The sequence below is a fragment of the Thermotomaculum hydrothermale genome, assembly GCF_016592575.1.
GTDB classification, from domain to species: Bacteria; Acidobacteriota; Holophagae; order Thermotomaculales; family Thermotomaculaceae; genus Thermotomaculum; species Thermotomaculum hydrothermale.
Genome location: NZ_AP017470.1, coordinates 1,909,621 through 1,932,353 on the forward strand (window position 1 = coordinate 1,909,621; position 22,733 = coordinate 1,932,353).

Annotated in this window: 24 protein-coding genes and 1 tRNA gene; 10 read left to right on the forward strand and 15 right to left on the reverse strand. The window is 36.0% G+C overall.

Annotation, left to right across the window (positions count from 1 at the left end; all coding sequences use genetic code 11):
* Positions 1-39: 39 nt before the first annotated feature.
* The 5 genes from TTHT_RS08860 (at position 40) to TTHT_RS08880 (ending at position 2,790) form a co-directional block, all read left to right on the forward strand.
* Positions 40-126: transfer RNA gene (locus tag TTHT_RS08860), tRNA-Leu, on the forward strand.
* A 23-nt stretch (positions 127-149) separates the two neighbouring features.
* On the forward strand, positions 150-899 hold the full coding sequence (locus tag TTHT_RS08865; RefSeq protein ID WP_201327613.1) for a PSP1 domain-containing protein: 750 nt from the start codon (positions 150-152) through the stop codon (positions 897-899).
* Between the two features lie 83 nt (positions 900-982).
* A complete protein-coding gene (locus TTHT_RS08870; protein ID WP_201327614.1) occupies positions 983-1,438 on the forward strand; it encodes an Hfq-like protein in 456 nt (151 codons plus the stop codon).
* 15 nt (positions 1,439-1,453) lie between these two features.
* Positions 1,454-2,383 carry a 4-hydroxythreonine-4-phosphate dehydrogenase PdxA gene (gene pdxA / locus TTHT_RS08875; RefSeq protein ID WP_201327615.1) on the forward strand — a complete coding sequence of 310 codons (930 nt, stop codon included), beginning with the start codon at positions 1,454-1,456 and terminating at the stop codon, positions 2,381-2,383.
* The gene (locus TTHT_RS08880; protein WP_201327616.1) at positions 2,383-2,790 is read left to right on the forward strand and encodes a hypothetical protein; all 408 of its coding nucleotides are present in this window, start codon (positions 2,383-2,385) and stop codon (positions 2,788-2,790) included. Before pdxA ends, TTHT_RS08880 begins: the two co-directional genes overlap by 1 nt.
* Here TTHT_RS08880 and TTHT_RS08885 read toward each other — a convergent pair.
* From TTHT_RS08885 to hemG, 9 genes are all read right to left on the reverse strand, one after another.
* A complete protein-coding gene (locus tag TTHT_RS08885; protein WP_201327617.1) occupies positions 2,787-3,803 on the reverse strand; it encodes a hypothetical protein in 1,017 nt (338 codons plus the stop codon). The genes TTHT_RS08880 and TTHT_RS08885 overlap by 4 nt on opposite strands.
* A gap of 22 nt (positions 3,804-3,825) precedes the next feature.
* Entirely contained in the window at positions 3,826-4,728 is a 903-nt protein-coding gene (locus TTHT_RS08890; protein WP_201327618.1) for a YiiX/YebB-like N1pC/P60 family cysteine hydrolase, read from the reverse strand.
* Positions 4,729-4,842: 114 nt separating this feature from the next.
* Positions 4,843-5,760, reverse strand: a complete 918-nt coding sequence (gene cysK, locus TTHT_RS08895) for a cysteine synthase A (RefSeq protein WP_201327619.1) — start codon at positions 5,758-5,760, stop codon at positions 4,843-4,845.
* Positions 5,761-5,795: 35 nt separating this feature from the next.
* Positions 5,796-6,485, reverse strand: a complete 690-nt coding sequence (gene sfsA, locus TTHT_RS08900) for a DNA/RNA nuclease SfsA (protein WP_201327620.1) — start codon at positions 6,483-6,485, stop codon at positions 5,796-5,798.
* Positions 6,479-7,402 (reverse strand): hydroxymethylbilane synthase, encoded by a 924-nt coding sequence (gene hemC, locus TTHT_RS08905; RefSeq protein WP_201327621.1) that lies wholly within the window; start codon positions 7,400-7,402, stop codon positions 6,479-6,481. Before hemC ends, sfsA begins: the two co-directional genes overlap by 7 nt.
* Positions 7,403-7,411: 9 nt before the next feature.
* A complete protein-coding gene (locus tag TTHT_RS08910; protein WP_201327622.1) occupies positions 7,412-8,587 on the reverse strand; it encodes a carcinine hydrolase/isopenicillin-N N-acyltransferase family protein in 1,176 nt (391 codons plus the stop codon).
* An 8-nt stretch (positions 8,588-8,595) separates the two neighbouring features.
* Positions 8,596-9,861, reverse strand: a complete 1,266-nt coding sequence (gene hemA / locus TTHT_RS08915) for a glutamyl-tRNA reductase (protein ID WP_201327623.1) — start codon at positions 9,859-9,861, stop codon at positions 8,596-8,598.
* The gene (locus TTHT_RS08920) at positions 9,861-10,694 is read right to left on the reverse strand and encodes a cytochrome C assembly family protein (protein ID WP_201327624.1); all 834 of its coding nucleotides are present in this window, start codon (positions 10,692-10,694) and stop codon (positions 9,861-9,863) included. The genes hemA and TTHT_RS08920 overlap by 1 nt, the downstream gene beginning before the upstream one ends.
* Positions 10,687-12,030: a protoporphyrinogen oxidase gene (gene hemG / locus TTHT_RS08925; RefSeq protein WP_201327625.1), complete on the reverse strand. Its 1,344-nt coding sequence runs from the start codon at positions 12,028-12,030 to the stop codon at positions 10,687-10,689. The genes TTHT_RS08920 and hemG overlap by 8 nt, the downstream gene beginning before the upstream one ends.
* 112 nt (positions 12,031-12,142) lie before the next feature.
* On the opposite strand from hemG, the gene TTHT_RS08930 reads away from it, so the two are divergent.
* Both TTHT_RS08930 and rsmI read left to right on the forward strand, forming a co-directional pair.
* Positions 12,143-12,586: a GatB/YqeY domain-containing protein gene (locus TTHT_RS08930; RefSeq protein ID WP_201327626.1), complete on the forward strand. Its 444-nt coding sequence runs from the start codon at positions 12,143-12,145 to the stop codon at positions 12,584-12,586.
* On the forward strand, positions 12,586-13,395 hold the full coding sequence (gene rsmI, locus TTHT_RS08935; RefSeq protein WP_201327627.1) for a 16S rRNA (cytidine(1402)-2'-O)-methyltransferase: 810 nt from the start codon (positions 12,586-12,588) through the stop codon (positions 13,393-13,395). Before TTHT_RS08930 ends, rsmI begins: the two co-directional genes overlap by 1 nt.
* Here rsmI and TTHT_RS08940 read toward each other — a convergent pair.
* From TTHT_RS08940 to ileS, 4 genes are read right to left on the reverse strand one after another with little or no spacing between them, the layout of a single operon-like run.
* Positions 13,374-14,345, reverse strand: coding sequence for an RluA family pseudouridine synthase (locus TTHT_RS08940; RefSeq protein ID WP_201327628.1), 972 nt, complete (start codon positions 14,343-14,345; stop codon positions 13,374-13,376). The two genes, rsmI and TTHT_RS08940, sit on opposite strands and share 22 nt — an antisense overlap.
* Positions 14,338-15,132, reverse strand: coding sequence for a prolipoprotein diacylglyceryl transferase (gene lgt, locus TTHT_RS08945; protein WP_201327629.1), 795 nt, complete (start codon positions 15,130-15,132; stop codon positions 14,338-14,340). Before lgt ends, TTHT_RS08940 begins: the two co-directional genes overlap by 8 nt.
* Before the next feature lie 7 nt (positions 15,133-15,139).
* Positions 15,140-15,634, reverse strand: a complete 495-nt coding sequence (gene lspA, locus TTHT_RS08950) for a signal peptidase II (protein WP_201327630.1) — start codon at positions 15,632-15,634, stop codon at positions 15,140-15,142.
* Complete coding sequence (ileS, locus tag TTHT_RS08955; protein ID WP_201327631.1) at positions 15,634-18,372, reverse strand: isoleucine--tRNA ligase; 2,739 nt, start codon at positions 18,370-18,372, stop codon at positions 15,634-15,636. Before ileS ends, lspA begins: the two co-directional genes overlap by 1 nt.
* 170 nt (positions 18,373-18,542) lie before the next feature.
* On the opposite strand from ileS, the gene TTHT_RS08960 reads away from it, so the two are divergent.
* The 3 genes from TTHT_RS08960 to TTHT_RS08970 all read left to right on the forward strand — a co-directional run bounded on the left by TTHT_RS08960 (position 18,543) and on the right by TTHT_RS08970 (position 20,718).
* Positions 18,543-19,118, forward strand: coding sequence for a helix-turn-helix transcriptional regulator (locus TTHT_RS08960; RefSeq protein ID WP_201327632.1), 576 nt, complete (start codon positions 18,543-18,545; stop codon positions 19,116-19,118).
* 72 nt (positions 19,119-19,190) lie between these two features.
* Positions 19,191-19,895 carry a hypothetical protein gene (locus tag TTHT_RS08965; protein ID WP_201327633.1) on the forward strand — a complete coding sequence of 235 codons (705 nt, stop codon included), beginning with the start codon at positions 19,191-19,193 and terminating at the stop codon, positions 19,893-19,895.
* Positions 19,896-19,944: 49 nt separating this feature from the next.
* Positions 19,945-20,718 carry a YhfC family glutamic-type intramembrane protease gene (locus TTHT_RS08970; RefSeq protein ID WP_201327634.1) on the forward strand — a complete coding sequence of 258 codons (774 nt, stop codon included), beginning with the start codon at positions 19,945-19,947 and terminating at the stop codon, positions 20,716-20,718.
* On the opposite strand, the gene TTHT_RS08975 is transcribed toward TTHT_RS08970, so the two are convergent.
* Both TTHT_RS08975 and glgC read right to left on the reverse strand, forming a co-directional pair.
* On the reverse strand, positions 20,696-21,508 hold the full coding sequence (locus TTHT_RS08975) for a glycoside hydrolase family 3 protein (RefSeq protein WP_201327635.1): 813 nt from the start codon (positions 21,506-21,508) through the stop codon (positions 20,696-20,698). The two genes, TTHT_RS08970 and TTHT_RS08975, sit on opposite strands and share 23 nt — an antisense overlap.
* Complete coding sequence (gene glgC / locus TTHT_RS08980) at positions 21,501-22,733, reverse strand: glucose-1-phosphate adenylyltransferase (protein ID WP_201327636.1); 1,233 nt, start codon at positions 22,731-22,733, stop codon at positions 21,501-21,503. The genes TTHT_RS08975 and glgC overlap by 8 nt, the downstream gene beginning before the upstream one ends.

Consider the following 22,733-nt stretch of genomic DNA (forward strand, 5'->3'; position numbering starts at 1 on the left):
TCCGAACTAACTTTATCATATAAAGCGTTACTTATCAACGCTCAAGTGGCGGAATTGGCAGACGCGCACGGTTCAGGTCCGTGTGGGGTCAAACCCGTGGGGGTTCGAATCCCCCCTTGAGCACCATATTCGTTTTAATAGGAGAAATCATGCCTGAAATAGTTGGTATAAAAGTAAAAAAAACAGGGAAATTTTTTATATATAGCCCAAATGGAATAAAGTTCAACAAAGGGGATAAAGTGGTAATAGAAACCGACAGGGGGCTTGAATTAGGGGAGATAATAATTCCCAACAGAGAGGCTGACCAATCTCAGATTGAAGAAGAATTAAAACCTGTCGTAAGAAAAGCCACCGAAGAGGATATAAAAACAAAGGAAGAATTAAAAGCACTTGAAGATGAGGCTTATGAATTCTGTAAAGAGAGAATTAAGGCTCGTGAAATGGACATGAAATTGATAAAGGTTGATTTTACTTTAGATAAATCAAAGGCAATTTTCTATTTCACAGCAGACGGCAGGGTGGATTTCAGAAAATTAGTAAGAGACCTTGCCCACAGGTTCAGGCTGAGAATTGAGATGAGGCAAATAGGAGTAAGAGACGAAGCAAAAATGGTGGGGGGATTGGGTATTTGCGGGAGAGAATTGTGCTGCACAACATTTTTGCATAATTTCTATCCTGTATCCATTAAACAGGCCAAAAATCAGCATTTAATTTTAAATCCCGGGAAAATTTCCGGAGTGTGCGGAAGATTAATGTGCTGTATTAACTTTGAAGACGACGATTACCTTTATGAACTTGAAGAAAAACAAAGCACTTTGTACACAAAAGAACAATTAAAAGAGTTTGAACAGGAGTCAAAAAAACTGCTTGAACAGGAATCTAACAACGACGAACAATAAGTTTTTTTAAAAAATGTTGATTTAATATGATTTTTACTTTATAGTAATAGATAACAATCTAAAATGATTTTTCAGGAGAGATTATGGCTAACAGAAAGTTAATAAGACCGAGTTTACAAGAAATAAAATCCAAGATGAGCGAAAAGAAAACAGAAACTCCGTCAAGGATAGCAACTCAAATACAGGCTGAACAACCATTACTTAATCATCCTCTTGTGACGACTGCGAGAAGAAAGCAGTCTCCACCGGAACAAACACACGCTGAAAACTTTTACTATTTAAAACAGATGCAGGCAAAAGAGCCAATGGTAATAATTTTAGAAGACGGGGAAGAGATAAGGGGAATAATTGAGTGGTACGATAAAAACTGCCTCAAGGTAAACAGGCTGAATGAACCGAATCTTCTTATAATGAAATCAAAGATTAAATACATGTATAAGCAGGAAGAAGAAAGAGCTGCAATGAGAAAGGCAAAAAGAAGAGCGAGAAAGGCAAGCGAAAAAAAAGAAGAAAAGGCTGAAGAATCAACAGAAGAATAATAGGAACAACCTTATATGAATAAAATCATTGTGACCTGTGGAGACCCTAACGGGATTGGTGTGGAGATTTTTCACAAATGCCTGAACAATGGGATGTCCCCTGACAACCTTGTTTTTGTGGGAAATGAAAAAATTTTAAAACACTATGCAAATATTCTGAATTTAAAAATCCCTGAAATTGAAGTTGTAAACATACAATCAGAGTTTAGTTTAAACCCTGGAAAAATAGAGACAATAAATGGCCAATTCTCTGCAAAGTGTATTGAAAAAGCAGTTGAGTTAATAAAAGATGGGTATGGAAAAGCCCTTGTTACCCTTCCTATATGCAAGGAAAATTTCAGAGAATCAGGTTACAACTTTGAGGGCCACACAGATTTTCTAAAACACCTTACACATTCAAAAAGAACAATGATGATGTTTTACTCTCCTTCTTTTTCAGTTGTTTTACACACAATACACATTCCATTAAAAGATGTTTTTGAACATATTAATCAAGAAGAGATTGAAGAAAAGATAGAGTTTGCATATTTGGAAGCAAAAAGAACATTGAAATTCAAAAAGCCTGAAATATATGTTTGCGGGCTTAATCCCCACGCAGGGGAAAACGGCCACATAGGGGATGAAGATTTTGAAATAAAAAAAGGTGTCGAAAAACTTAAAGAAAAAGGAATTCCAGTAAAAGGGGTATTCCCCTCTGACACCCTGTTTTCTCACTTAAAAGAAAACCCTGAACAGATAGTTTACGCAATGTATCACGACCAGGGATTAATTGGGATAAAAACAAAGCACCCTGAAAAATCTGTTAACATAACTTTGGGGCTTCCCTTTTTAAGGTTATCGGTGAGCCATGGCACAGCCTTTGACATTGCAGGAAAAGGAATAGCGGATTATAATAATCTGTGGTATGTATTAATTACAGCAAATAAACTCCTTGGGAGGGGATAATGAAAAAGATAATTACAGCAATTTTAATTTTAGCGGCGGTAGGTTGCATTGGCTCAAGGCTATATTTCACCGATAGCGAAAGGTATGACATAAAAATCTCAATGATAAAAATTGACAAAAGCTACGAAACAATTAAAGCATACTCAAAGGGAGCAGATATATCAAAAAGCGATGTGTTAAATGCTGTCAACAACATTGATAAGCAATTGAATATTCTTCTAACAAAAAAACCTTCAAAAAATCCAACCGTCTATGTTGAACATTTAAAAGAGGTGAAAAGCATTTTAGCTTTTGTCAAAGAGAGCGCAAAAGACGGAAGCGTTGAAAGAACAAGGTATCACTTTAAGAGATTAAGAAGTTCCTGCATGTCATGCCATGTAAGGTATAGAGTGGGAATAAACCTTTAATTTACAATCTTTACTCTTGAAAAACCAGGTACTGTGTCGGAGAGTTTAACTATTCTCAATTTTAAGGTTTTTAAATCAACAACTGCAAAGGATTCTTCGGAAATACAAGCAATATAGATTTTATTCTCATAAAACACCATTGATTCAGGCCCAAAGCATATTTTAAAATTTTTTGTTTTACCATTTTTCACATTAAAAAGCGTAAGTTTGTTAAAGTTATTTTTTAAAGAATGATTGGTAAATCCTATAACAAGCCAATTATTAGCATGACCTAAAATATACGGAAAAGGGGTTTTAAACTTTTTTAAAACCTCTATCTCAACATTGTTTTTTAAAGCAAGGGGAACAACATTTAATTTTAAAAGTGAGTTTTTGTAATCTGGATAACCGTAATCATTAACAGCACAATAGAGCACATCATTAACAGCATCTATATTGGATGAAATAAAAGGATTGTTTAATATTAAATCTCTGTTTTCGAATATATCTTTAAGTTTAACACCGTTTATTACCCCTCTTACATCCTCTATGACTGCATAGTCAATTCCTCTATATCTAATAACATTTGAAGGTATGCCATCTAAATTTAGCACTTTAACAACTTTAAGACTGTTACCATCAATGATTTCTGCAGAAAAACTTGAAGAATTAAAAGAAAAAAAAGTATGATTAATCAAAAATTTACCATCCTTTAAAGGAAAAGCTATATAGGGGGATTTATCCACTTTAATTGTTTTTAAGAGGTTTTTAAATGATTTGTCGTAAACATACAGCTTTCTTGCATCCTGATTAAAGTCAATTCTATGCAGCACTTCAATATAGCCTGATTCCAAAGGTATAATATCGGTACAGGATGCCTCTTTTTTGCAAACTGAAATCTTTGCTTTTACAGAGTAATCCTTCAAAGAAACAATGTAAATGTAATCCCTTCCACTGTTTAATAAAAGCAAATCCTTTGCAATTAAAAAAAACTGTGAAGACAAAAAAAAGACAGCGGCAAAAACCGCTGCCATAAAAATCCTTTTAAACATAAAATTACCAGCTTGAGGTTACAGTCCAGGTTCTCCAGGATGCGTATAACTCATCCGGAGCAACCCATGTGTCAGCAGGATTAGCATCAATATTTATCCTTGCATACCACTTAGAGGTTCTGTAATACCCTGCCCATACCAGTTGAGAGCAGTAAAATTTGTCAGTTGCCCACTTCCAGAGCCAGTTAAAATTGTAAGGCTTTCCTAATTGTGCTCTTGCATATTCAGCAGCCTTTGCCCTGTAAGAAGTGCTTAACGGCCAGGTATTTACCCTCATTATCCTGCAGTAATCATAATCGTTGTTCCAGTGTGAGATAGGTTCAAAATGGACACCAGGTCTCGGGTCACCAAAATAATTTTGATTAGCATTAGATTCAATTGTTGCATAAACACCTGTACCCCCGTAAAAGATGCCTGCATGAGCGTGCCAGCCCCATGCGACAAAACCATTGTGAACAAGGAGTACATCACCCTTTCTTGCAACAGAAAAATCACAGGAATTAACTCCATCGCCGTTTCCAAATTTCACATCACTCTTTTTATCAGGAATGTAATAATTTATAACAAAAGGCATATCTTTAGGAGAAGGAATCCACCTTTCCATTTTATTAAACTGTTCAAAAGGAAACTCCATTTCCTTTTCCTCTGCTGCTTCAATAACCTGTTCTCTTACATCAGCAGGCATTTTCTCAAGCATATCTTTAGGAATCATATCTAAATAATTATTAACATAAGGTATCTTAAACTTAACCCAACCCCTCTCTGTTGCAATTTCTTCTTTCTCACTGGCAGGCAAATTAAAAAACTGCTCAACAAACTTAACTGAGCCATCCCTATCAACTCTATCTTTTGCACTGAGAGACAAACTTACAATTAATACAAGAGAGAGAACCAAAAACTTCTTCATACGCGCCCTCCTAAATTCAAAATAAACTTTGTTGTGAAAGATTAATTTTATGTTAAAACTCTATTTAAAAATTGTCAAGCTTATTTTAAAAAAAATTATTAAAATTAATAGGAATTAATCTTGAAGAAAGTCTTTAACAGAAAGGTATCTCTCTCCTGTATCCGGGATAATGCACAGTATTTTTTTACCTCTAACCTGTTTTGAGAGTTCAAGCGCTGCTGAAAAATTTGCTCCACCTGAAATTCCGCAGAATACACCTTCTCTCTTTAACAAAAGGGAAGCATTTTTAAAAGCCTCTTCTTCTGTTACTGTAATGACTTTATCTATTAAACTTGTGTCAAGGTTTTTGGGAATAAAACCAGCACCAATTCCCTGGATTTTATGAGGTGAAGGATTTTTCCCGCTTATAACAGCGGATTTTTCAGGCTCAACAGCAACTAAAGTTAAATTATTGTAATGCTTTTTCAAAACTCTTCCTGCACCTGTAAATGTACCACCTGTACCAATCCCTGCAACAAAATAATCTAAATTGTTCAAAGTTTCTATTATCTCTCTTGCGGTGGTTTTAGAATGTATATCAGGGTTTGCAGGGTTCTCAAACTGATTTAACATAATGTAATCGCTATTCTCATTAACCAATTTTTGAGCTTCTTCAATAGCCCCTTTCATCCCTTTTACTTTATCTGTTAAAACCACTTTAGCACCAAGCCCTTTCATTATCTTTCTCCTCTCAACTGAGGCGCTTTCAGGCATAAAAATAACAATTGGTATATTTTTTAATGCACAGATAAATGCAAGGCCAATCCCTGTATTTCCGCTTGTGGCTTCAACAATTACAGTATTTTCTTTTATTACTCCCCTCTCAATTGCATCCTCAATCATACCTAAAGCTGCCCTATCCTTTACACTTGAAAGGGGATTAAAGTATTCCAGCTTTAAAAATATTTCATTTTCATTAGTATCAATGTTTGAAACCCTTACAATAGGGGTATTCCCTACTAACTCAAGCATTGAATTATAAATCTTTGCCATTTTCTCCCCTTCTGTTTCATTGATTTAATTAGATTTTAGCAAATATTAAGTTGCCCGTTGTAAACAACTTTGTTGTTTTTAATCTTAACTTTAAAACCGAAAAACTTTACACCGTGCTTTATTGCTTTATCAAAGGCTAAAGAAAAATCAGGATCAAGTTCTTTATTTGTTTCAAAGCAATTGCAATCCCTCAAAGCCATTATTAAAATTCCTGCTTCATTCCCCGATTTTTTCAATTCAATCAACTCATTAAGGTGTTTCAATCCCCTTACTGTCGGGGCATCAGGAAAAATACACTTATCACCTATCAAAAGATTGCTCCCCTTCAATTCTATGTAAATGTTGTCAACCAAAAAATCAAGCCTTGATTTACCTGTTTTTACCTCGCTTTTCACCTTTTCAGGAATAAACCCAAGCACTCCTTTTTCAATTGCATTCCTTGCAATTTTTGAGTGAATTGAGGTATTTATTAAAGCCCATTGCTCCATTTTACAGGCAATAAGTTTAAAATCTGTCTTCAATGTTGGGGGGTTTTTTACAAGAATAATATCCCTTCCCTCTGTTAAAATCTCTTTTAGCCTTCCTGTATCCGCAATGTGACAGATATATTCCTTTCCCTCAACCTCAACAATTCCTATAAACCTGTTTTTCCTTTCAATAAATTTTCCGTGAAAGATTTCCCCCATTTGAGAGAGGTCAAAAAGAGTATCCCCTATTTTCAGCATCTTTTTTCAACTTCTTTTAAAATTTCCCTTCCACCATTTTCAAGTATGTAATTTGCAAGGTTTTTGCCAGAATCTTCAATGTCATCTTTCGGAAGGATAATTTTATGCTTTACAATTCTCTCACCATTTAAACTGCCAACAAATCCATCGATTACAAAGCTGTCCCCATCAAACCTTGCATAAGCGCCAACAGGGACACGGCAGCCACCTTCAACAATTCTTAAAAAATCCCTCTCCTGCTCAACGCAAATTTCTGTCTCTCTATGGTTTATTGAGGAAACAATCTCCTTTACCTTCTCATCCCCCCTTCTAATCTCAACTGCAACTGCCCCCTGTGCCACCGCAGGTATTAAAATATCTGTGGGAATAATGTCTGTTATCCTGTCTTCAAAGCCAAGCCTCTTTACCCCGGCATAGGCAAGGATTATCCCGTCGTACTGCCCCTCTTCAAGCTTTCTAAGCCTTGTGTCAACATTCCCCCTTAAATTCTTTGTCTCAATTTGAGGGAAGTTTGCCTTTAACTGACTTACTCTCCTTAAACTCCCGGTGCCAATTACAAGAGTTTTATCCTTTAAATCATTAAGAGTGTATTTCTTTGAAATAAAAACATCGTTTACCTTCTCTCTCTTTAGCACCGCCGCTATCTCAAACCTTTCATCAATTACCGAAGGCATATCCTTGAAGCTGTGAACTGCGATATCTATTTCTTTATCTTCAAGCGCTTTCTCAAGTTGTTTTGTAAAAAGCCCTATCCCCCCCATCTGTGACAGTGGAGTTTTCTGGTCAATATCCCCGGTCGTTTTTATTATCCTTAATTCAAACTCAACATCTGGATACTTTTCTTCAAGCAAAGACTTTACTGTATTTGCCTGCCATAGTGCTAATTTTGAGCCCCTTGTGCCAATAATTACCTTCATCTATCACCTCTATTTTATGTTTTTCAAAAATTTATAAGCCTCTTTTGCCATTTTTTCCTGAAAATCCTTTAACTCATTGCAGTCTGGATTTTTTTCTAAAAAAAGCCTTGTTTTAGTTAAAATCTCAGCCTGCTTATCCCTCAACCTTCTAATCCAGCCTGTGTTTTGCCTGTTATCCAACTTTGTTAAATCAAGGTATTCTCTCATTTTTCCCTTTTTAAAAGGCCTTAATTTATCTTTTAATCTCATTGACTCAATAGCAATAGGTGCTTTATCCCCGCCCCTTAATTCATAAGGCGTTGATTTTGTGCAAACCCATAGAGGCACAGCAATTGTGGTTACTGGCTCTCCCAGAGCAACCCACATTGTTGAGTATTTTGCTTTATCAGGGGAATTAACACCGTGAACAACAAAGGCGTTTGCAGTATAACTTCTGTTAACACAATCGTAGGTGTAAACAAAGTAAGGCTTTTTGTTTGATAAGTATCTCCACTTTTCCATTGGGATAATGGGGATTAAGGGATTGTCAATGTTTCTTATAACCGAAACAATTATGTATGAGTGGGAAAGCTTTTTTCTTGCCTTAAACATTTTTTCAACCTGCATAAACCTTACATAGCCAAAACCTTTACCCTTTTCCCCGCTTCTTGAAAAATTTGTATTTACAATGTAACCTTGTTTGAAATCAGATGCGTTGAACCTCTTGTATCCGTGGTTGTAAACCTCAAACAGTGCTGCATTCCCATTAGCGTCAATTACTCCAAAGTTTGCCTGTGCACCTAAACTTTCACCTAAATTTGCTTTAATGAAATTCTCAAAGTCGTTTACAGTTTTGCATTTTCTCAATGCTTCAGCCATAATTATCCCTTCAAGGTCTTTTGATTCACCGCTTCTTAAGGGAAGGTTGTATGCCGCTGAATTCATTATTGCAAAGCCCTTTTCGTTTAAACCAGACCAGACAATCCTTCCTGAAACTTCGTTGTTGTTTACAATTGCAATGTACGAGTATGGCTTTTCTTCAACGAAAATTACCTTATTGTAAAGGTGGTCTGTGTCCCTGTTTTTCCATAATATTGGTGCACCATCAACTGTTGCCTTTCCGCTAATTACTGCAGTTGTACACTCCTCTCTTGCAAAGCCTGAAATTGTTATAAAAATTAAAAGCAATAAAGCAATCTTTCTCATAAATTCTCCTAATCAATGTTAAAGAGGGATTTAAAAAAGTGTATCATCTTGTTTTCAAGGTTGTCTTCCCTTGCAGCCTTTTTAAACTCTGTAATTGGCTGATGAAGCATTTTATTTACAATTGAATAAGTTACCCTGTCCAACTCCTTTTTAACCTCATCAGGATAATCCTTCAACTTTTTCAAAGACTTCTCTAACTCTGCCCGTCTAATCTCTTCAGCCTGCTTTCTCAAAGAGGCAATAATTGGATTTAAATCCTGCAACTTGCACCACTTTAAGTACTCATAGACCCTTTCCCTAATAATCTCCCCTGCAACAATTGCCTCTTTCTCCCTCTTCTTCTTGTTTGCCTCAACAACCTTTTCAAGGTCGTCTATGTCAAAGAGATAAATATCTGAAATATCACCGACTTCAGGCTCAATATCCCTTGGAACTGCAATGTCTATCATAATAAGGCTTTTATAACCCCTCTTCTTCATAATAGGTTTTAATTTATCGTAAGTTATGACAGGCTCTTTTGCCCCTGTTGAAGAAAGAACAATGTCAACATTCTCCATAGCATCATACAATTTTTCAAAGGGATAGGGGTTTCCCTCATACCTTTTCGCAAGTGTTTCTGCCTTTTCATAGGTTCTATTTACAACATCTATTGCATCAACCCCATTTTCTTTTAAGTGCAAAGCGGCAAGTTCGCACATCTCCCCTGCACCAACAAGCAATGCCCTTTTGTTTTTCAATTTCCCAAAAATCTTTTTAGCAAGTTCAACCGCAGCAAAGGGAACTGATACTGCGTTTTTTGAAATCTCTGTTTCATTTCTTACAATCTTAACCGTTTGAAGGGTATGCCTGTACAAATTAACAAAAACCCTCTTTGCAGTACCAATTTCAATAGCCTTTTCAAAGGCATCCTTTACCTGACCTGCAATTTGAGGCTCCCCTAAAACCATTGACTCAAGCCCTGATGCAACCCTGAAGAGGTGCTCAATTGCCTCAAACTCAACAAAATTGTACAGGTAATTTGCCAACTCTTCCTGTTTAATTTCAGCCCTCTCTGAAAGGTACTGCTCAATTACAACCTTGCCCTTTTCAGGGGACTCTGAATAGAAATAGATTTCACTTCTATTGCAGGTTGAAAGAATTACAACCTCGTCTATATACGGTTTTGAAAGAAGGAACGGCGCTTCTTTATCAATATCCTCCATTGAGAAAGAGAGTTTTTCCCTTACCTCAACAGGCGCTGTTTTAAAGTTAAGCCCAACTATGCAAACAGGCATTATTTAACTCCAAAATCCTTTGTTGTGCTGTGAATTGAGGGAAGAACAGCGGTAAGGAAAAATGAAACAATAACTAAAATAAAACCAATTAAAACAAGGTTTATAAACCTCTTCCCCTTTAGTTTCTCTGTAATCTTGCAGTAAAAGATATAACCGTACAAAATCCAGACTATTAAAGACCAGATAATTTTAGGGTCAAAGTACCAGAGTGAATTCTGCCACAAATTTGCAGCCCAATAAAAACCAACAAGCAAGCCTGCCGTAAGCATAGGGAAGCCACCTAAAATACCAACACCGGCAATAAATTCTAAATCGTCAAGTGCAGGCAACCTGCTATACCACCCGCCAAAACTCTTTTTCTTTAAATTTCTATTCTGTATTAAATACATTACTGACGCACCAAAGGATATTAAAAACATTGCCTCCCCTAAAAGGAGAAAGCCTGTATGAATTCCCAAAAATACAGGAGAGATATTCTTTAAAACCTCAGGTGTTAACTTGCTTTGAAATGCAGCAACAACATTAAAGAAAAATCCAACAGGGATTATGAAAACAGAAAGCAACCTGATTTTAAACTTAAACTCAAAAACAAAGTACAAGAGATAAATTAGCATTGCAAGGAAATTGTATGTGAAAAATGTATTTGTTGCAGGGTGATAGCCTAATTTAATCCCGTTTAAGGTTAAGAAAAATGCAAGGAGAAAAGTGCCAAGCCCAATTAGCACATTGCCAACAAAAAAGGCTTCTCTATTCTTTTTCAAAGCAAACACGAAAAAAACAATAATGCTTAAAAAGTTTAAAAACAGAGAAAAATAATAAATTTGCTCAAGCATATTTTCCCTTCAAGTAATTTGAGATAATATCTGCAACTTCAAAAGACCTTGCTGTGCAATCGTTAATACCAATTCCGTAAAAGGCGTTTCCTGTAAAGAAAATGCCTTTATTCTTCTCGCTTACCTTTTCCATCCTCTCAACTATTTTACCATGTCCCCTGTAATATTGGGGAATAGCCCTGTTTGTTTTGTAAACCTCAATCAGGTTAAACTCTCTTTTGTCAATTGAAAGAATATCCGAAATCTCATTTAATGCTATATCAATTAGTTCACTCCTTGAAAGATTGGCAACCTCTCTGTTGTTGTCTCCCCCAAGCATAACAGTTAAAAGGGAAAATCCATCAGGTGCCCTGTTTTCAAAAATGTTTGAAGAAAAAAGAGAACCTAAAATCCTTCTCTTCTCCTTTGAGGGGATAAGAAAACCAAATCCGTTTATCATTTTCTCACTTCTTAAAGCAAAACTCACAATAGCCATTGGGGGATAATAAATTGATTTTAAATGGTCAATCACCTCTTGTTTATCGGGAAATTCAATACTTTCATAAGCATAAGAGGGGATAGCAAAAAGCACGGCATTATACTTTTTATCAGAGGCATCAAGGAAAAACAAATCCCCCTGTTTTTCAACAGATTTTACTTCAGTATTGCAGTAAAAATGAAAATCGCCATTTTCAATTAATTTGTCAATTAAATACCTCATGCCCTTTTTAAAAGATGTTAATCTCCCTGATGGGGATGCCTTTTTGCTTTTAAGTTTAAACATTGCTTTAACAAGGCTTCCATAGTCCTTTTCAAGTTGATAAATCCTTGGAAAGCATTGCTTTAAACTTAAATTGTTAACATTGCCTGCAAAAACCCCGCTAACCATAGGGTCAAGCATAAAATCAACAGCCTCCTGCCCAAGCCTTCTCCTTCCAAATTCAGCCACTGTTTCCTCATAATCGTCTTTCAAAGGCTTTACAAAAGGCTCTTTCATAATCTCTAATTTTCCTTTAATTGAGAGAATTGGAGACTTGAAAAAGGATACAGGTGAATCAGGAAGGGGAACAAGTCTTCCCTTTTTTAGTATATACCTTATTTCAGCATTCTCATTTGCCTCAACCAACTCCCCGTTTGCTAAAGAAAGCCTTGCTATCTCAAGGGTAGAAGGCTTACCGCTTAAAAACCCATTGGGGCCACACTCCATTAAAAAACCGTCTTTACAGACTGTTTTTATTGTGCCCCCGGGAACATCCCCTTTTTCAAAGACATCAATCTCAACATCCGGCAAGGCTTTTTTTATTAAAAAAGCGGAAGATAAACCTGAAATCCCGCCACCAATAACCGCAACTCTCATAACTCCCCCTAAATGAAAATTTTAACATAGAAAAGTGAGACTATCTTTTACTTCTTTATAAAATTATCTCCTTATCCTAAAATATATAGAGAAAAAGCAAAGGGAGGGAAAAATGGCATTATTTGAAAAAATTATGAATGATATGAAAGAGGCTATGAAGGCAAAAGACAAAGAGAGGTTAAGCACAGTCAGAATGCTTGTATCAGAGATAAAAAAGAGACAGATTGATTCAGGAAAAGAGTTTACAGACGATGAAATCTTAGGGGTAATAAAATCAATGGTAAAAAGCAGAGAAGACTCTGTTAAGGCATACAAAGACGGGGGGAGAGAGGATTTAGCAGAAAAAGAACAGAGAGAAATAGAGGTTTTAAAGGGATATTTACCTAAACAGTTAAGTGAAGAGGAAATAGAAAAGATTGTTGAAGAAGCAATCAAAGAAAGCGGCGCAGAAAGTGTAAGGGATATGGGAAAGGTAATGAAAATTGTAATGGGGAAATACGGCTCTCAGGTTGACGGCAAAATTGTAAACAAAATTACCAAAGACAAACTAAGTTAATGTTTTACTTTGTTTCAACACCTATTGGAAATTTAAAAGACATTACCTTACGGGCAATAGAGGTTTTAAAAAACTCAGATGTGATTTTCTGCGAAGACACAAGGCATTCAAGGAAGTTGCTTGAACATTATGATATAAAAACAAAGCTTGATTCATTCCATCAGTTTAGCGAAAAAAACAAACTTGAAAGAATAAAAAAACTCCTGAAAGAAGGAAAAATTGTAAGTTACATATCAGATGCAGGAACGCCGATAATCTCAGATCCCGGTTATGAAATTGTTAAATTTTTAAAGCAGGAAGGTATTGAATACGATGTAATCCCCGGTGCAACAGCCTTAATCCCCGCTTTAATGCTTTCAGGCTTCCCCCCTGACAGATTCTTTTTCGGGGGATTTTTAGGGAAAAAAGAAAATGAAATTGAAAAACAACTAAAAAGCATAGAAATAATTGACGCCTCTGTAATCTTTTACCAGTCCCCTTTAAGGATATTGAAAACCTTGAAGATTGCAGAAAAGATTAACTTAAACAGAGAGGTTGCTGTAATAAAAGAGTTAACAAAAATACATCAAAAAGCAGTAAGGGGAAAAATCAGCGAGGTAATAAAAGAATTTTCAGAAAACGAAAAGGGGGAATTTGTAATTGTATTCTCTCCCCCAATTAAAAAAGAGGCAACAGAAATCCCTGAAGAATTAAAAAAAGAATTTGAACTCCTAATAAAAGAAAAAATTGAACCAAAAAAAGCAATAAAATTCCTATCTAAAAAGTATGGAATAAACTCAAAAAAACTCTATTCCTCGCTTACAGGATAGTATTTCTTTATCTCTGTTATAAGGTCTTGTATATCCTGAGGGAAATCTCTCTTAACCTTTATCTCTTTGCCTGTTATTGGATGGAAAAACCTTAACAGTGCTGAGTGAAGCGCCTGTCTTGGGAAGTTTTTTACATAAGAACGAAGTTTTGTGTTTTCAATCCCCTTCCACCTGTTCTGGCCGTAAACCTTGTCGCCAACAATTGGATGGTGAATGTGGCTTAAATGAACCCTGATTTGATGAGTTCTTCCAGTTTCAAGGCTAACATTTACAATAGAAAACATTCCAATTCTTTCTTTTACTTTATAATGGGTTATTGCCTCTCTCCCATCCTCTCTAACAACAAACTTCTTTCTGTCAGACTGGCTTCTTCCAATTGGCAAGTTTATTATCCCCTCTTCCTCTTTAAACTTACCAAAGCAAACAGCCTTGTAAACCTTGACTATCTCCCTGTTTTTAAACATTTCAGAGAGTTTTTTATGGGCTTCGTCTGTTTTTGCAACAACCATTAAGCCGCTTGTCTCTTTATCAAGCCTGTGGACAATACCTGCCCTTTCAACTCCACCAATTTCTGACAGGTCTCCAAAATGGTATTTTAAAGCGTGAACAAGGGTTGGCTCTCCCCTGTTTGAGGATGCAGGGTGAACGGTTAAACCAGGTTGCTTGTTTATTATTATTAAAAACTCATCTTCATAGACAATATCAAGGGGAATATTTACAGGCTCAACTCTGTCTATAATGTTTTGTTCTTCCTCTATCTCTATCTCAATAACATCCCCCTGTTGAAGCATTAAACCTGATTTTGTGGCAACCTCTCCGTTCACCTTAACAAGCCCCTTTTCAACTGATTTCTTTATCTTTGAGCGGGAAAACCTGCCTTTAAAGTAATTGGCAAGGAACTTGTCAAGTCTCTCTTCAAAAGAGTATTCAAAAATTATTTTCTCAAGCATTTTTCCCCTTTTCAGCTTTTAATTTGTAAAGCATAAATACAGCAACAAAAAACATAATAACGCTTATAAACTGAGAGGTTGAGAGAATTCCAAAGACAAAGCCTCTGACTGTATCCCCCCTGAAAAATTCAATAATAAACCTTGTTATGCTGTAAAAGAATACATATAGCCATAGTATCTGGCCGTCAAACTTCTTTTTGGGATAAAAGTAAAACCTTAACAAAAGGAAAATTGCAAGGTTTGAAAATGCGTGCATCAACTGTGTAGGATATAGAGGCACTCCCAGAGGTGTTCCAACAACATTGTGAGCAAACTCTGAGTGAAAGGTTACCCCCCAACCGCAGGAGCATGCCTTTCCATAGCAACAGCCTGCAGAAAAGCAACCTAACCTTCCGAAAAACTGCCCCAATGCTATGTGTGGTGCTGCAACATCCCCAACCTTCCATACAGGGAGTTTATACTTTCTGAAAAAGTAAATGCCTGTAACCAATCCGCCTATTAGCCCACCGTAATAAACTCCCCCTGAGCGTACAACATATAGCAAATCCCCGGGATTCTGGATATAGTACTTTAAATCAACAATAATTAAAAGAAGTTTGGAGCCTAAAAGCCCGCCTAAAATAGAGTAAATTGCAAGGTTTGAAATCTGGTCTATCTGCTTTTTGTCAAAGCCTTCCTTTGCTGCAAGTTTCAAGGTTAACCACACACCAACAATAACCCCCAATGCAACAAAAAAGCCGTAGGTTGGAATGTAAAAGTTCCCAATTTCAATCAATTTTGGATGCATAATTCACCTATTCCTTATTTAAAATGTAGTTTGCAAAAAAGTAAATTACAAGCCCCACCGTAATTGCACTGTCTGCAATGTTAAATGCAGGCCAGTGGTGTGTACCTATGTAAAAATCTAAAAAATCTGTAACAAAGCCGTGGAATATTCTCTCCCCCTGGTTGCCTATTATCCCGCCTAAAATAAGAAAAAGGGAGATCAGGGATAGTTGGTTTGAAGGCTTCTCCTTTAAAATCAAGTAAAACACAAGGACTATAGCAACAATAGATGCAGCAATAAAAAACACATTGTTAAAAAAAGTCTCCCTTCCCTTATTCATAAAACCAAAGGCTGTGCCGTAATTTCTAACATTAACAATTGAAAACAAGCCGTCCTTAACCTTAAAAGAATGGTACAGAGGGAGTATGTCAACAACAAGGTATTTTGTTAGCCAGTCGCCTAAAACAACTAATAGAGTTATGTATGCGTATGAAAACTTGCTTCTTTCCCTTTTAAATCTCATTAAACTCCCTTTAATACAGATTCACACCTTTTGCACAGGCCATCTTCGTTTAATTCACTATAATTCCAGCATCTTAAGCACTTTTCCCCTGAAGCCTTTTTCACATCAACCTTAAAATCCTCTCCCTTTTCAACATTTACCCTTGAAACAATAAAGTATCTGTTTAATTCAGAAAGAAGTGGATTTAGAATATCAAACTGTTTTTCCTTCAAAACAAGGGAAACCTCAGCGTCAAGGGGATGTCCGATAACCTTCTCTTTTCTTGCATCCTCAAGGGCTTTCAAAACCTCTTCCCTGACTTCAATCAAAGTGTCAAACATTGTTCTTTCTTTTTCAGAGATTTCAAAATCAAGTTTGTTAAAGTAAGCAAGGTGAACACTTTCAGCCTTGCCTTCAAAATCTGGTATATACTGCCAGATCTCGTCTGCCGTAAAGGTTAAAACAGGAGAGATAATTATTGCAAGGTTTTTAACAATTTCAAACAGTGCAGTTTGAGCACTTCTCCTTTCAAGTGAATCCTTCTTTGAGCAGTAAAGCCTATCTTTAAGAATATCAAGATAGAAATTACTCATATCAACTGTGCAAAACTGAAGTACATGGTGATACATTAAGTGAAACTCATACTCACGAAATGCCTTTATTACCCTTTCGTTTAAGCGGGCAAGTTTGCTTAATGCCCATCTATCAAAGAGAAGCATTTTATCAAAAGGAACATAATCCCTTGCAGGGTCAAAGTCAAAGAGGTTTCCTAAAAGATACCTTGCCGTATTTCTTATCTTTCTGTAAGTGTCTGCACTCCTTTTTATAATATCCTCTGAAATCCTTACATCTCCCCTGTAATCCAGTTGAGAAGCCCACAATCTCAAAACCTCTGCCCCATATCTCTTAATAATGTCTTGAGGTGCAACCACATTGCCAGCAGATTTAGACATCTTGTTTCCTTTGCCGTCTAAAACAAAACCGTGTGTAATTACTGTCTTGTATGGAGCTTTACCCTTTGTTGCAACAGCCGTCAAAAGGGATGAGTGAAACCACCCTCTATACTGGTCTGAACCTTCAATGTAAATATCCGCAGGCCAGGGTAAATCATCCCTCTTTCCTAAAACAACTGCATGGGAAACACCTGAATCAATCCAGACATCAAGGATATCTGTTTCTTTTCTAAACTCAGTTGAACCGCACTTCTCACACTTTGCACCTTCAGGTAAAAATTCTTTTATATCCCTTTCAAACCAGGCAGAAGCGCCTTCTTTTTCAACAACCTTCGCAGCGTTTTCAAAGAATTCTTTAGAATGGTAAACCTCTCCACACTTTTCACAGTAAGCAACAGTGATAGGCACTCCCCACTTCCTCTGCCTTGAAATACACCAATCAGGCCTGTTTTCAATCATATTGTGGATTCTCTCTTCGCCCCACTTTGGAACCCAGTTTACCTTTTTAATCTCTTCAAGTGCATTCTTCCTTAAATTGTTTGCATCAATTGAGATAAACCATTGCTCTGTACCCCTGAAAATAATTGGCTTTTTACATCTCCAGCAATGTGGGTACTGGTGGGCAACTTCAGAGTATCCTAAAAGCATGTTCTTTTCTTTAAGTAAATCAACAATCTTTGGATTAGCCTTAAATACATGCTCACCTTCCATTAATGGAAAGTCTTTTGTAAACCTTCCAAACTGGTCAACTGGAACAAATACTTCAAGGCCGTATTTTAAGCCGATAATATAGTCTTCCATACCGTGTCCCGGTGCAGTGTGAACACAGCCTGTACCTTGTTCAAGAGTTACATGGTCTCCAACCATAATAAGTGATTTTCTATCAATAAATGGATGCTTGCACTCTCTCTTATCCAACTCAATTCCCTTAATCTTTTTCAACAGTTTAAGTTCACCTAAATTGCAATCTTTGGCAAAGTTTTCTGCCAATTCAACAGCAACAAGGTAAACCTCCCCGTTTTCTGCTTTGTAAAATCCATAGTCAAAATCCGGGTGAAGAGAAATACCAAGGTTTGCCGGAAGTGTCCACGGGGTTGTTGTCCATATAACAACAAATATATCTCCTTCAACCCCTTCAACCTCTCCAATTAATGGGAATTTAACATAAATAGACGGAGAGGTGTGGTCATCGTATTCAACCTCAGCCTCAGCAAGAGCGGTAACGCAGGATGCACACCAGTGAACAGGCTTTAATCCCTTGTAAACATAGCCCTTTTCAAACATCTCCCCAACATTTCTAATAATTTCTGCCTCATACTCAGGCTTCAGAGTTAAATAGGGATTGTCCCATTCACCAAAAACCCCAAGCCTTATAAAATCCTTTTTCTGTTTCTCAACAAACTTTAAAGCATAGTTTCTGCAAGCCTTGTGGATTTCTCCAACTGTCATATCCTTCTTTTTTGAACCTAACTGTGCGTCAACCTTTAATTCAATAGGAAGGCCGTGGCAATCCCAGCCAGGGACAAATGGGGTGTTGTAACCATCAAGGGTTTTTGATTTTACAATTATATCCTTCAAAATTTTATTTAAAGCATGGCCTATATGAATATCCCCGTTTGCATAGGGAGGTCCGTCGTGTAAACAACAGGTGGGTTTATCCTTCCTGCTTTCCCTAATTTTTTCATAAATCCTGTTCTCTTCCCACCTTTTAATAAACTCTGGCTCCCTCTGTGGAAGGTTAGCCTTCATGGGGAAATCTGTCTTTGGCAAATTTAATGTCGCTTTGTAATCAACCTTTTCAGTCATTGTCAGACACCTCCGGCATAAACTCTAAATCAAAAATAAATTTTATCACAAAAAGCCTGAAAAACCTTTTAAAATCCAAAAAAGCCCTTTATTTCTTCAAATATCTTGAAATTGAAAACAAAAACGAATAAATGTAAAATAAAATAATAAACATTACAATGGGGTTAACAATGAATGAAAAAAAAGACAGGCTTGAAGGCTGGAAAGAAATAGCAGATTTTTTAGGAGTCAGCGAGAAAACAGCAACAAGATGGCATAAACAGGACGGAATGCCTGTTTACCAGCACAAAAAAGGGAAAAGGGTTTACGCTTCTAAAACAGAGTTGTTGAATTGGCTTGAAAGAAAAAGCCATAAAGACAGAAAGCAAGAGCACTTTTCCAAAAAATTAGTTTTTTATCTGGCTGTTATTACAGGGCTTTTGCTTACTATTTTTATTTTTTCACAATCAAATTATAAACAACAAATTCTTCCTATTTCAAAAAAAGATAACGGTAAACTTTTCTGGAAATTAAAAAAAATAGGAAATTCACTTATTTTAGATATATACAACAGTAATGATGAAAAGATAAAGAGATTTTCTTTTATTTATCATGGAACAATTTGTCATAATAAATTTCCAAAATGGTTCGACATTGGGGATATAAACGGAGACAAACTGGAAGACCTGGTGTTTTGTGAGCCAGAAAATAGGGCAAATAGCACTCTCTTTGTCTATTTAAGGAACAAAAACGGAGGGCTTTTTTAAAAATCAAAGTTTAATTTAAACGAAAAAGGTTACTTTGAAGGGAGGAAATTAGAGCAGAATCACATTGCACTTGTGAGATTGATAGACCTTGATAATGATGGAAAATGTGAAATAGCCGTATCACTTACTCACTTTGCCCTTTACCCCTGTTCTTTCATAGTTTTCAAAGACAACCCGGAAAATAAGTTAATAAAGGTGCAACACCCGGGCTGGATTTTAGACGCCTGTGCAAAAGACTTAAACAAAGACGGCAAAAAGGAGCTATACCTCAGTGGTACAAATAATTTTTTACAGCATGAAAAAAGCGAAGAAATAGGGATTGCAATTGAAGGAGACTGGGATAAATATGGGGAGATTATCCTGAATAAGCGGGATAAAAGAGAGATGGCTGAAAAAGTCAATCCTTTCTACAAAATTGTTTATGTAAGGTTTGGATTTAACCCTTTTATTATCAAGCATTCCGTGTGGCAATTCTCAATCTTAAGTTGCAAAATGGAAAACACCAAAGATGCAATAAGTTTTTACTGTGATTTAATATCAACCAACAAATTGCAGTCTGACAAAAATTATTTTCAAAATATAAACCTAAGAGAGTTTTCATTTTCCTATATGCTTGAAAAATGTTTGTGCTCTTTCTGGAATTCAGCATATTTTGAAAAATTAAATATAAGTATCCCTTCCGATAAATTAAAAGAACTTCTTAAAACAAGGTATTATAATGGAAAAAACTGGCAGGAAAAATTCTGTTATATAGAGCGAGCGAAAAAAAAGTTTTAGAATTAAAAAGAAACCTGTGAGTTTAGAACTTACATAAAAGGGAGAAAAAATGAGAACTTTATTCTTAATTTCAGGTATTGGAATGGTAATTGCGGGAATTTTTGCATACCTTATATGGCAAAAAAAACACAAAATAGACTTTTCCTTTTATCTATTAGGAGCAGCAGCCTGGATTTTTGGAGTTGGATTAAAATTTGTCTTTGCAATACTTTTTAATGAAAAGATAAAAGTTTTGTTACAAGAAACTTTTACAAAACCTTTCTCAGATATTTTGTTTTACATTTACATAGGACTTTTAACCGGCGTTTTTGAATGCGGGATTGTACTATTATTTGTTTGGCTTATAAAATCTTTGCAAAAGGAAAGCTTTGAAGAGGCGGTTGGTTTTGGTATTGGCTTTGGAGCTATTGAGGCTATAGGGCTTGGAGTTATTTCACTTATTTCCATTGGGTTGATTATCATAAGCCCAGACAGTTTCCCTAAAGAGGTTTTAGCAAAAGTTGAGCTATTAAATATCTGGATAATACCAGCGCCTATAATTGAAAGAATTTCAACAATATTTATTCATATTTTTGCAACTGTTCTAATTGTCTTCGCATATTTAACAAAAAAACAAAAGTGGTTCTGGGCTTCATTTGTTTACAAAACCTTTGTTGATACAATCGCAGGCTGGTTTGCTTTAAACCACTTAGGAAACAACTTATTTGCATTATACTCTCTGGAATTTGAAATTGCTATTTTAGGGCTTTTTGGCTTTTTAGGGCTAAAATTATTAAAGCAAAACTGGCCTGAAAAAAACACTAAAGCAATTCAGGAAGATTAAAACCTGAAATCATATCACTTACAATTGCAAAATCAAAACCGGCAAGAGAGACCTTTTCTATTTTTTTTGTCAATTTTTCAACAGGTAGTGCCTTCATTCCTAAATCATCGGTTACAATTTTCCCTTTGTGAAAAGACTTTACCCTGTTAACAAGTTTTTTGCTGTATGTTGAAATTCCATAACCTTTAATCTTGATATGAGCAAACATTATAAGCCTATTTTTTTTTGATAAAACCCTGAAAGGCAACTCATCTTCCTCTTTTATCTCTTCTATTTCAGGCAAACCAAAGTGGGAGTCAATTTTTGCGTAACTTAAACCAATATAGTGCTTTAAACAACCTGTTATCCCCTCGCTTTCCAACCCCTCAAGAAAATCGCTTGCCTTTTCAATAACTTCATCTACACTTTTTCCTAAATACCTTCCATCAAGGCCATTGCCTTTTACCCCCCTGTCAATATCAACAACCGGGGCAAAGTCTATGTCAAAACCATAGTAATTTAATAAAAAACCTATTCTTTTGCCAAATTCAAGGAATTTTTCTTTATTTTCAGGCAGGGGGATATCCCCCTCAATCTTTCTAAACCTGTTTACAAGCCCACCCTCTAAATCAATGGCTAATTTAATAGATGGGAAATTATTTTTTATTGATGACACAAGGCTTTTTAACTGTATTTTTGATTTAATATTTTTTGAAAAAAAGATTAACCCATAAGGCTTAATTTTCTCAATGTATTTTTCAAGATTTTCAGAGTATTCAGTTTCGTTAAAAGAAACTATAATTTCAGTCAAATTTATAACCCTTTGGAATTACAACAATTCCCTCTTCAGTAACCTTAAACCTTTTCTTATCTTCTTCCAGGTTATAGCCTATTACTGTATGCGGAGGGATATTAACATCTTTATCGCAGAGGACATTTTTCAATTTACAATGGCGCCCAACATTTACATTGTTGAATAGAATACAATTGTCCACATTAGAGTATGAATTTATCCTTACATTTGAAAACAAAATTGATTTGTTTACCCTTCCACCACTTATAATACAACCTTCCGCAATTATTGAATCTGTGGCAACTCCAACCCTCTTTTTCTTCTCATTGGCAAAAACAAACTTTGCAGGGGGAGCATCCTGATTGTATGAATAAATAGGCCATTTTTTATTGTAAAGGTTAAATATTGGGGAAACTGAAACCAAATCCATGCTTGCCTTCCAGTATGAATCAATAGTTCCAATATCAACCCAGTACCCTATTTCCTTCTTGGTTATCCCCGGCACCCTGTTTTTCCTGAAATCGTAAACAAAAACTTTGTAATCATTGTACATTGATGGAATTACATTTTTACCGAAATCGTGTTCTGAATTCTCTTTTTCAGCATCCCTCTTTACAACATCAACAAGAACATCAGCCTTAAAAATATAATTTCCCATTGACACAAGGGCAAAATCTGGATTGCCTGGCATTGGTTTTGGATTTTCAGGCTTTTCCTCAAAGCCAATAACCCTCATATCCTTATCAACCTCAATTACTCCAAACCTCTTTGCTTCCTCAATGGGAACAGGCAAAGCTGAAATTGTCAAATCTGCCCTTTTTCTTCTATGATAATTTAAAAATTGGCTAATTTCCATTTTATAGATATGGTCAGCACCAAAGACAAAAACATGCTCAGGGGATTCATCATTGATAATATTTAAATTCTGATAAATCGCATCTGCACTCCCCTTATACCAGTCCCTTGAAACCCTCATCTGGGCAGGGATTATGTCAATGTATCTCCCAAACTTACTCTCTAACTGCCAGCCTCTTGAGATATGCTTGATTAGAGAATCTGCTTTAAACTGTGTTAACACATTTATTCTTGTAAATCCTGAATTTACAAAATTACTTAAAACAATATCAATAATCCTGTACCTACCCCCCCATGGCACGGCGGGCTTTGTCCTGTCCATAGTCAAAGGGAAAAGCCTTCTCCCCTCGCCACCAGCAAGAAGCATAACAATTGTTTTAACAGACAT

What these genes read in the sequence shown, in the direction of transcription:
- TTHT_RS08865 (WP_201327613.1), top strand. Translation starts at nt 150, where the DNA reads ATGCCTGAAATAGTTGGTATAAAAGTAAAAAAAACAGGGAAATTTTTT.
- rsmI (WP_201327627.1), top strand. Translation starts at nt 12,586, where the DNA reads ATGTTTTACTTTGTTTCAACACCTATTGGAAATTTAAAAGACATTACC.
- TTHT_RS08930 (WP_201327626.1), top strand. Translation starts at nt 12,143, where the DNA reads ATGGCATTATTTGAAAAAATTATGAATGATATGAAAGAGGCTATGAAG.
- sfsA (WP_201327620.1), bottom strand. Translation starts at nt 6,485, where the DNA reads ATGCTGAAAATAGGGGATACTCTTTTTGACCTCTCTCAAATGGGGGAA.
- TTHT_RS08970 (WP_201327634.1), top strand. Translation starts at nt 19,945, where the DNA reads ATGAGAACTTTATTCTTAATTTCAGGTATTGGAATGGTAATTGCGGGA.
- hemC (WP_201327621.1), bottom strand. Translation starts at nt 7,402, where the DNA reads ATGAAGGTAATTATTGGCACAAGGGGCTCAAAATTAGCACTATGGCAG.
- TTHT_RS08885 (WP_201327617.1), bottom strand. Translation starts at nt 3,803, where the DNA reads ATGGCAGCGGTTTTTGCCGCTGTCTTTTTTTTGTCTTCACAGTTTTTT.
- hemA (WP_201327623.1), bottom strand. Translation starts at nt 9,861, where the DNA reads ATGCCTGTTTGCATAGTTGGGCTTAACTTTAAAACAGCGCCTGTTGAG.
- TTHT_RS08880 (WP_201327616.1), top strand. Translation starts at nt 2,383, where the DNA reads ATGAAAAAGATAATTACAGCAATTTTAATTTTAGCGGCGGTAGGTTGC.
- TTHT_RS08940 (WP_201327628.1), bottom strand. Translation starts at nt 14,345, where the DNA reads ATGCTTGAGAAAATAATTTTTGAATACTCTTTTGAAGAGAGACTTGAC.
- TTHT_RS08870 (WP_201327614.1), top strand. Translation starts at nt 983, where the DNA reads ATGGCTAACAGAAAGTTAATAAGACCGAGTTTACAAGAAATAAAATCC.
- hemG (WP_201327625.1), bottom strand. Translation starts at nt 12,030, where the DNA reads ATGAGAGTTGCGGTTATTGGTGGCGGGATTTCAGGTTTATCTTCCGCT.
- pdxA (WP_201327615.1), top strand. Translation starts at nt 1,454, where the DNA reads ATGAATAAAATCATTGTGACCTGTGGAGACCCTAACGGGATTGGTGTG.
- lgt (WP_201327629.1), bottom strand. Translation starts at nt 15,132, where the DNA reads ATGCATCCAAAATTGATTGAAATTGGGAACTTTTACATTCCAACCTAC.
- TTHT_RS08920 (WP_201327624.1), bottom strand. Translation starts at nt 10,694, where the DNA reads ATGCTTGAGCAAATTTATTATTTTTCTCTGTTTTTAAACTTTTTAAGC.
- ileS (WP_201327631.1), bottom strand. Translation starts at nt 18,372, where the DNA reads ATGACTGAAAAGGTTGATTACAAAGCGACATTAAATTTGCCAAAGACA.
- lspA (WP_201327630.1), bottom strand. Translation starts at nt 15,634, where the DNA reads ATGAGATTTAAAAGGGAAAGAAGCAAGTTTTCATACGCATACATAACT.
- cysK (WP_201327619.1), bottom strand. Translation starts at nt 5,760, where the DNA reads ATGGCAAAGATTTATAATTCAATGCTTGAGTTAGTAGGGAATACCCCT.
- glgC (WP_201327636.1), bottom strand. Translation starts at nt 22,733, where the DNA reads ATGTCTGTTAAAACAATTGTTATGCTTCTTGCTGGTGGCGAGGGGAGA.
- TTHT_RS08890 (WP_201327618.1), bottom strand. Translation starts at nt 4,728, where the DNA reads ATGAAGAAGTTTTTGGTTCTCTCTCTTGTATTAATTGTAAGTTTGTCT.
- TTHT_RS08960 (WP_201327632.1), top strand. Translation starts at nt 18,543, where the DNA reads ATGAATGAAAAAAAAGACAGGCTTGAAGGCTGGAAAGAAATAGCAGAT.
- TTHT_RS08910 (WP_201327622.1), bottom strand. Translation starts at nt 8,587, where the DNA reads ATGAGAAAGATTGCTTTATTGCTTTTAATTTTTATAACAATTTCAGGC.